This window comes from Gemmatimonas sp., from assembly GCF_041689975.1.
Lineage (GTDB): Bacteria > Gemmatimonadota > Gemmatimonadetes > Gemmatimonadales > Gemmatimonadaceae > Gemmatimonas.
In genome coordinates this window covers 1-8,169 of the sequence record NZ_JBDNFF010000430.1, presented here as the reverse complement: position 1 = coordinate 8,169, position 8,169 = coordinate 1, and the positions used below count along the sequence as shown (strand labels likewise).

Annotated in this window: 9 protein-coding genes; all 9 read left to right on the top strand. The window is 61.9% G+C overall.

Annotation, left to right across the window (positions count from 1 at the left end; translation table 11 throughout):
- Positions 1-305: HAD-IIIA family hydrolase (locus tag ACESNG_RS24075; protein ID WP_373071254.1), on the top strand; the 305-nt coding region annotated here is incomplete at its 5' end.
- A 30-nt stretch (positions 306-335) separates the two neighbouring features.
- Complete coding sequence (locus tag ACESNG_RS24070) at positions 336-1,049, top strand: transaldolase (RefSeq protein ID WP_373071252.1); 714 nt, start codon at positions 336-338, stop codon at positions 1,047-1,049.
- A gap of 14 nt (positions 1,050-1,063) precedes the next feature.
- On the top strand, positions 1,064-2,083 hold the full coding sequence (locus tag ACESNG_RS24065; protein ID WP_373071250.1) for an NAD-dependent epimerase/dehydratase family protein: 1,020 nt from the start codon (positions 1,064-1,066) through the stop codon (positions 2,081-2,083).
- Entirely contained in the window at positions 2,080-3,087 is a 1,008-nt protein-coding gene (locus ACESNG_RS24060) for an NAD-dependent epimerase/dehydratase family protein (RefSeq protein WP_373071248.1), read from the top strand. The genes ACESNG_RS24065 and ACESNG_RS24060 overlap by 4 nt, the downstream gene beginning before the upstream one ends.
- Positions 3,084-4,643 (top strand): PfkB family carbohydrate kinase, encoded by a 1,560-nt coding sequence (locus ACESNG_RS24055; RefSeq protein ID WP_373071246.1) that lies wholly within the window; start codon positions 3,084-3,086, stop codon positions 4,641-4,643. The genes ACESNG_RS24060 and ACESNG_RS24055 overlap by 4 nt, the downstream gene beginning before the upstream one ends.
- Positions 4,640-5,575 (top strand): Gfo/Idh/MocA family protein, encoded by a 936-nt coding sequence (locus ACESNG_RS24050; RefSeq protein WP_373071244.1) that lies wholly within the window; start codon positions 4,640-4,642, stop codon positions 5,573-5,575. Before ACESNG_RS24055 ends, ACESNG_RS24050 begins: the two co-directional genes overlap by 4 nt.
- Positions 5,572-6,849 (top strand): nucleotide sugar dehydrogenase, encoded by a 1,278-nt coding sequence (locus ACESNG_RS24045; RefSeq protein WP_373071242.1) that lies wholly within the window; start codon positions 5,572-5,574, stop codon positions 6,847-6,849. Before ACESNG_RS24050 ends, ACESNG_RS24045 begins: the two co-directional genes overlap by 4 nt.
- Positions 6,800-7,714: an NAD-dependent epimerase/dehydratase family protein gene (locus tag ACESNG_RS24040; protein ID WP_373071256.1), complete on the top strand. Its 915-nt coding sequence runs from the start codon at positions 6,800-6,802 to the stop codon at positions 7,712-7,714. The genes ACESNG_RS24045 and ACESNG_RS24040 overlap by 50 nt, the downstream gene beginning before the upstream one ends.
- A gap of 38 nt (positions 7,715-7,752) precedes the next feature.
- On the top strand, positions 7,753-8,169 hold a 417-nt coding region (locus ACESNG_RS24035; RefSeq protein WP_373071240.1), incomplete at its 3' end, for a DegT/DnrJ/EryC1/StrS family aminotransferase.

Genomic DNA, 8,169 nt, shown 5'->3' with positions numbered 1-8,169 from the left:
TGGATGTCGACGCGGTCATGACCTGCCCGCACATGCGCAGCGACGGCTGCGATTGCCGCAAGCCCAAGACTGGGATGCTGGTCGAAGCGGCTAGCCGACTGGCGATCGATCTCAACGCAAGCTTTCTGGTTGGCGATCGGGCCAGTGATATCGAAGCGGGCAACACGGCCGGATGCCATACGGTTTTCATTGACCGCAGGTATAGCGAGCCGCGCCCAGGCTATCCGGATCAGATGGCGACCTCCTTAGCGTCCGCCACACGTCTGATTCTGTCGTTAACAGAGTCTCCCAACTATTCCAGTTGATACGGTTGCCCGGCCTTGGAAGACGCGGGAATGACAATCGAGAACCTCAACGTCAGCATCTATGCAGACGGCGCCGATGTCGACGAAATCCGAGAGTCGGCCGCTGACCCGCTTATCGCAGGCTTTACGACCAACCCAACGCTGATGCGCGCCGCTGGGGTGGATAACTATCGCGATTTCGCTCGACAGGTACTCGCGGTAACCGGCGACCGCCCAGTCTCGTTTGAAGTGCTGGCGGATGATTTGCGAGAGATGGAGCGGCAGGCGTTAGAGATCGCCACGTGGGGTAAGCACGTTCAGGTCAAGATCCCGATTACAACAGTCAGGGGCGAGACTGCACTGCCGCTGGTGGCGCGATTGACGGCGCAAGGCGTGGTTTGCAATGTCACTGCGATGTTCACGATAGATCAGGTGGAGGAGGCGGTTGCGACTTTGCCGAAGGAATCGTCGGCGATTCTCTCGCTGTTCGCTGGCCGTATCGCCGACACCGGCGTGGACCCGCTGCCGATTATGCGCGAAGCAGTCGAAATTGCGTCGTCGCATCCGGACGTAGCGATCTTGTGGGCGAGTCCGCGCGAAACGTTGAACATCTTCCAAGCGGACGAGGTTGGCTGCGAAATCATCACTTGTACGCGTAATCTGCGCGCAAAATTTCCAATTATTGGTAAGCCGCTCGACACGTATTCTCGTGAGACGGTCGAGATGTTTTTCCACGATGCCGAAGCGGCAGACTATGAAGTCTGAGAAAAGAGCCGTCCGTGTCTGAGCAGTCGCAGTTCTCCTCCGTGTTTGTGACCGGCGGCGCCGGCTACTGTGGCAGCCGATTAGTGCCGCAACTACTCGAGCAGGGCTATCGCGTGACGGTCTACGACATCCTTTACTTCGGTTCGGATTTTTTGCCGCTCGACGATCCTAACTTGACGGTGGTTGAGGGTGATATCCGTGACATGGCGCTGCTCGCACAGAGTGTTGCAGGGCACGATGCCTTCATCAGTCTTGCTTGCATCTCCAACGATGCGAGCTTTGAGCTCGACGAGGCGCTCTCGACTAGCGTCAACCTCGAGGCCTTCGAGCCGATGGTGCTCGCAGCGAAAGGAGCCGACGTCAAGCGCTTCGTTTACGTGTCCTCGAGTTCCGTCTACGGCGTGTCGGATGCCCCGGACGTAACGGAAGACCACCCGCTCGTTCCTTTGACCCTGTACAACGATTATAAAGGCCAGTGCGAGCCGATCCTCACACGCTACACGGACGACACGTTCGTCGGCGTGGTCGTGCGCCCGGCAACGGTCTGCGGCTACGCGCCGCGCCAGCGCCTCGATCTGTCTGTAAATATCCTCACCAACCACGCGGTTACAAATGGCGCGATCACCGTCTTCGGTGGCGATCAACTGCGCCCGAACCTGCACGTGCAGGACTACTGCGACGCGCTCGAGCTGATGCTCACTGCACCCGACGACCTGATTCGTGACGAGATCTTCAACGTCGGCTACGAGAACCTTTCGATCCGCGAGATCGCAGATCGCGTCAAACGCGTCGTGATGGAGGAGTTCCCCGAGGTGACCGACATCCCGATCGTCACAACGCCGTCGGATGACAATCGTAGTTATCACATCAACTCCGACAAGGTCCGCAAAGTGCTTGGTTTTCAGCCGCAGTTCGCTGTCGACGACGCAGTCCGCGAGTTATGTGCCGCGTTCCGCGATGGGTTGCTGCCGGAAAGCATGACGGACGACCGATACTTCAACGTCAAGCGGCTCCAGCGGCTGCAGGCATCGTGACCTCCAAACCGTCTGCGGTGGTTACTGGCGGGGCTGGCTTCGTTGGCAGCCACCTCGTCGACCTGCTGGTTGAGCGCGGCTATCGCGTGCGCATCATTGACGATCTCAGCGGTGGGCATGAGAAGAACATCCGGCACCATGAGGGAAACGCCGATGTTGAATTCGTCAGCGCAGACGTTAGGCGGCTGGATGCCGCTTCCACGATCTTCGCAGGGGCCCGCTACGTCTTCCACCTAGCGGGGATCGGCGACATAGTGCCGTCTGTTGAGCGACCAGCCGACTACATGGATATCAACGTGCAAGGTACCGTGAAGGTTCTGGAAGCAGCGCGCTTCGCCAAGGTCGAGAAGCTGGTCTACGCGGCATCATCGTCGTGCTACGGGATTGCCAAGGAGCTGCCAACGACGGAACTGGCACCGATCGATCCACAGTATCCCTACGCGCTGAGCAAGCTTCTCGGCGAGCAGGCAGTGCACCACTGGGGAGCCGTCTATGGGCTGCCGGCGAATTCAATCCGCATCTTTAACGCCTACGGACCTCGCTCGCGCACGACGGGCGCCTACGGGGCTGTCTTCGGTGTGTTTCTGGCCCAGAAGCTCGCCAACCAGCCGTTCACTGTCGTCGGCGATGGCGAGCAGAGCCGCGACTTCGTCTTCGTTACCGATGTCGCGGCGGCGTTCCTCGCCGCGGCCGAGGCGACGCACGCCGGTCGTGTCTACAACCTCGGCGCAAGTAGCCCGCAGAGCGTTAATCGCCTGATCGAATTGCTCGGCGGCGAAGTGATCTACATCCCCGACCGCCCGGGTGAGCCACGCTGCACATGGGCCGACACTGCTCGGATCACGGCCGAGCTGCAGTGGGCCCCGCAGACGACATTCGAGGCCGGCGTGGCACAGATGCTGGCCGTGATCGACGACTGGCGCGAAGCCCCCGTCTGGAACCCCGCGACGATCGAGCAGGCGACGAAGAGCTGGTTTGATGCCTTGGCGGCTGACGCCCCATGATCTCAGACGACGACGGCACTGACGTGCGTTACAAGCGCAAGATCGTCACACGCGACGAGCTGCGCGAGGCGATCGGCCCGCGACCACGAGAGCGCAAGGTGATCCTTTGTCACGGCACCTTCGACCTCGTGCATCCGGGTCATCTGCGGCATCTGATGTATGCGCGCAGCCAGGCCGACGTCCTTGTCGTCAGCGTCACCTCGGACGCGCACATTCCAAAAGCGAACTACCGCCCCTACGTGCCTCAAGACCTACGCGCATTGAACCTCGCTGCACTGGAGGTCGTCGACTACGTGTTGATCGACGACGACCCGGTTCCGCTTGAGAATCTTCGCTTCCTGCAGCCCGACTTCTATGCCAAGGGCTACGAGTACGCGGCGAGTGGCATCAATCCGAAGACACAAGAGGAGATCGACGTCCTCGACGAGTATGGAGGGGAGATAATCCTGACGCCCGGCGATGTCGTCTACTCGTCATCGCGCTTCATCGAGACGACCCCTCCGAACCTGGCACCTGAGAAGCTTGTGGCGCTGATGTCTTCGGAAGGACTGTCCTTTGCCGATCTCACTGCCGCGCTTGACACCCTCGCCGACACGCACGTCCATGTTGTCGGAGACACGATTATCGACTCATACGCCTACTGCACGCCGATCGGGTCGAGCACTAGCAAGACGCCGACGATCAGTCTGAAGTTCGACGAGCAGATCGATTTCGTCGGAGGCGCGGGCGTGGTCGCTCGACACGTGCGCGCCACCGGCGCGAAGGTGTCGTTCACGACAGTACTCGGCGACGACGCCCACCGCGACTTCGCGCTACGCGAGCTGGAGGCCGGTGACGTACAGGTCGATGCGATTGTCGAGGGTAACCGCCCGACGACGAACAAGCTCGTCTACGTCGCGGACGGCTATCGACTGCTGAAGGTCGACGTGGTCGACAACCGGCCAATCGACACTGCAACGCTCGACAACATCGTCCGTCAACTACAGAGCTCGACGGCGGGCGTCTTCGTTGTCAGCGATTTCCGCCACGGCATCTTCACGAAGCAGACAATTCCGACAATTACCGGCGCCATCCCACCCGGTTGCGTCCGAGTCGCCGACAGCCAAGTGGCGAGCCGCTGGGGCAACATCCTCGACTTCCCCGGGTTCGATCTGATCACACCGAACGAGAAGGAGGCACGCTTCTCGATCGGCGACCAAGACTCGGTCGTGCGTCCTTTGGCCTCCGATTTATACCGGCGCAGTGGTTGCAAGGTGCTGATCATGAAGATGGGTGCTCGTGGCGTGATGGTGCACCGCGGCGATTCGGGCAGCCTGCGTGACTTCTTCCAGATCGACTCGTTTGCCGATGGCGTGGTTGATCCCGTTGGGGCGGGTGACGCACTACTCGCTTACGCCACGGTCGCCTTGAAGGCAACGGAGAGCGCCGTGGTCGCAGCGATCCTCGGTTCCTTGGCTGCCGGTACGGCGTGTGAGCGCGATGGCAACCGTCCGATCACGCCCGACCATGTGCGCGAGAAGATCGAATCAATCGAGCGACACCTGAGCTACAAGTGAGGGCCGTCGTCATCGGCCTCGGCACGCAGGGGCGCAAGCGGATCCGTATCGCTGGCGACGATGTTGTCGCTACCGTCGACCCGAGTGTCGACGATGCGACCTTCGGCGATATCCGCCATGTGCCCGTAGCGGATTACGATGCCGCGCTGGTTTGTACCCCAGACGCCATGAAGGTGCAGATCATTCGTCATCTGCTTGGGAATGGCAAGCATGTCTTGGTCGAGAAGCCGCTCGTGCTGACAGTCGCCGAGCACTCCGAGTTGGAGGCGCTACAAGGTGCTTTTGGGGGGGCCTGCTACACCGCATACAACCATCGGTTCGAACCGCATCTGGTTCGCGTGCGCGAGCTCCTTAATGAGCACCGCATCGGGCGCATTTTCATGCTCAGCATGTTTTATGGCAACGGAACGGCTCGCGATGTGCGCAGGTCGCCCTGGCGCGATAAGGGCGACGGCGTTATCTCGGACCTCGCCTCGCACCAGTTCGACCTTCTCGACTTCTGGTTCGGAGCAAGCTCCGAGCCGTTTGCGCTGAAGCCTGAGGTCCTCTGGTCGGAATGTTTTGAGAACGCGGCCTGCGACGCCTACGCAATGCGCGTCCCGCTCGATGGCGCCTTCGCCCAACTCGAGGGCACGCTGCTGTCGTGGCGCAACACGTTCCGACTCGACATCATCGGTGAGGCTGGCAGCATCCACGTCGAAGGGCTCTGTAAATGGGGTCCGAGTACGCTCACAATCCGAGATCGCGTTCTGCCATCGGGTAGGCCTGCGGAGGAGGAGTTCGTCCTCGAACAAGCCGACCCGACATGGCAGGCGGAGTACCAGCACTTCACCGCGCTCTGCCTCGCCGGGGACGGCGCCAGCCTTCGGCGTGACCTCGTGATCAGCGACGCTTTGCGAGCCGCCGCCCACCAGATTGGCGGCGCAGCATGATCGGCTTTCTAGGACTGTCGCGTCTTGGCATCGTCTCGGGCGTCGGGTTGGCCGCCAAAGGGCTCGACGTGCTCGCCTTTGACGGCAATCCACTTGTCGTGAAGGCGCTGGCAGGCGGCGATCCGATCGTCAGCGAGCCAGGTCTCGCTGAATCTCTCGCATCAGCGATGCCGCGCATCTCATGGTCAACGCAGCCTGATGACATCGCCCGCTGCTCGGTCGTTTACATATCGGCCGATGTTCCGACATCGGAGGCGGGCACCAGCGACCTTGCACCTGTCGCCGACCTAGTCGAGATCGCCCTAGACCATGCCTCTTCGGGGGCCACCATCGTTATTTTAAGTCAAGTGCCACCGGGAACGACGCGCAGCTTCGAAGCTAAGGCAGAGGCGCGCGGCTGTGCGATGGTCTACCAGGTCGAGACGCTGATCTTCGGTAGCGCCGTCGAGCGGGCGATGCGCCCGGAGCGGTTCATCGTCGGGCTGCCGGCGGGCGATACGCCCCTACCCACCGCGCTGCGCGAGGTCTTAGAGCGCTTCGATTGCCCAATCCTTCCGATGCGCTACGAGAGCGCCGAACTCGCGAAGATTGCGATCAACACGATGCTGGTGTCCTCGATCCAGGCGACCGACATGCTGGCCGAGAGTTGCGAGTTGGCTGGCGCTGACTGGAGTGAGATCGCGCCAAGCCTTCGTCTCGACCGTCGCATTGGCGAGTTTGCGTACTTGACGCCGAGTCTTGGCATCGGCGGCGGCAACCTCGAGCGCGACCTCGTCACGCTCCAAACTCTCGCTGCTGCGAATGGTGTCACGATGCCGTTGGTCGACACGTGGCGGGCGCTGTCGCCGCTGCGCCGCGAGTGGCCTTACAAGAAGCTGCGAGCTGAGCTCGGGGCGCTCGGTCAAAGCACAAGGGTCGCGATTCTCGGACTTGCCTACAAGGCCGATACGGATTCCTTGCGCAATTCGCCCGGGCTGGCGCTGCTGCGATCGCTGCAAGGCGATCGTGCCACGATAGTCTGGCATGATCCTGTTGTGGTTTCGCCTCCCGATCTTGAGCAGTTACGTGCGGCCACGATCGGCGACGCGCTGGCTGGCGCCGACGCAGTCGTCGTCACCACGCCGTGGCGCGAGTATGCGTCGCTCACCGGGCCGCAGATCGCGGATGCCGCGAGCGGCGCCGTAGTGATCGACCCGTTTGCCGTGCTTGCTGGCACATCGATACGTGCTGCGGGCCTGCGTTACGCCACGCTTGGCGCCGGAGGGGGAGCCTGACGTGGCGCTAGTCCATGCATCCAGCCAGTACCGACCCACACGGGTGCTGATCCTTGGGTCGGCTGGCTTCGTCGGCTCATCCGTGCTGCGCCATCTCGAAGCGGCTGGCGTGACCGTCGTTGGCCTGCCGCGCACCGACCTCGATCTGAGCGATGCCGACGCCAGCGATCGCCTAGCTAGCCTGCTTCGGCCAGACGATACATTGGTTTTCGCTGCGGCCGACGCTCCTGTCAAGAACAACAAGATGCTGCTCAACAACCTACGGATGGCCGAGGCTGTCTGCGCAGCGCTCTCGCAGCAGCCGGTAGCGCACTTGGTCTACATCAGCTCGGATGCCGTCTACGCCGATGCGCCGCTGCCCCTCGACGAGGAGTCGCCAACATCGCCAAGTTCGCTGCACGGCGTCATGCATCTAGCGCGCGAGGTGATGCTCGCTAACGCCGGTCCGGCTGCGTTTTGCATCGTTCGTCCGACTTTGATCTACGGGCCGGGTGACCCGCACAACGGTTATGGGCCGAACCAGTTCCTCAACCTCGTTCAGCAGGGCTTGCCGATCACACTGTTCGGTGAGGGCGAGGAGCGGCGCGACCACGTTCACATCGACGATGTCGCTGATCTAGTTGCACGCATCGTCTCCCACCAGAGCACTGGCGTGCTGAATGCCGCGACGGGCAACGTCGTCTCATTTCGAGAGGCTGCGGAAACGGTCATCTCGGCCAGCAGCGCCGAGATTGTGATCGATACTCGTCCTCGCTCCGGCCCGATGCCTCACGGTGGCTACCGCCCGTTCGACCCGGGCGCGACACACCGGGCGTTCCCCGACTTCGCTTACCGCACACTCACCGAGGGGCTCGCCGGAGCATGAGCACATTCGCTGTCCCTTACACCGACTTCGCGACCAAGATGGCGCCGATCCGCGACGAGCTAATCGCGGCGTTCGAGCAGGTGCTTGACAGCGGCCACTACATCCTCGGACCGGAAGTGCGCGCATTTGAGGACGAGTTTGCGCGCTACTTAGATGTTCCGTTCGCGACCGGCATGTCGAATGGAACCTGCTCACTCCACATCGCGTTCCGCTGCCTCGATTTGGAGCCTGGGGCGGAAATCATCACAGCACCAAACTCGTTCATCGCGTCTGCATCAACGATCGCGCTGGCAGGCGCAACACCCGTGTTCGTGGATGTCGATGACGACCTCAACATCGACGTTGCGCAGATCGAGGCGGCGATCACACCCCGGACTCGAGCGATCGTGCCGGTGCATCTGGCGGCCAGGCCGGCGCGCATGCCGGAGATCATGGCAATCGCCGAGCAGCACGGG

Excerpts from the sequence above, each read along its gene's own strand:
- ACESNG_RS24070 (WP_373071252.1), top strand. The coding sequence starts at position 336 with ATGACAATCGAGAACCTCAACGTCAGCATCTATGCAGACGGCGCCGAT.
- ACESNG_RS24055 (WP_373071246.1), top strand. The coding sequence starts at position 3,084 with ATGATCTCAGACGACGACGGCACTGACGTGCGTTACAAGCGCAAGATC.
- ACESNG_RS24045 (WP_373071242.1), top strand. The coding sequence starts at position 5,572 with ATGATCGGCTTTCTAGGACTGTCGCGTCTTGGCATCGTCTCGGGCGTC.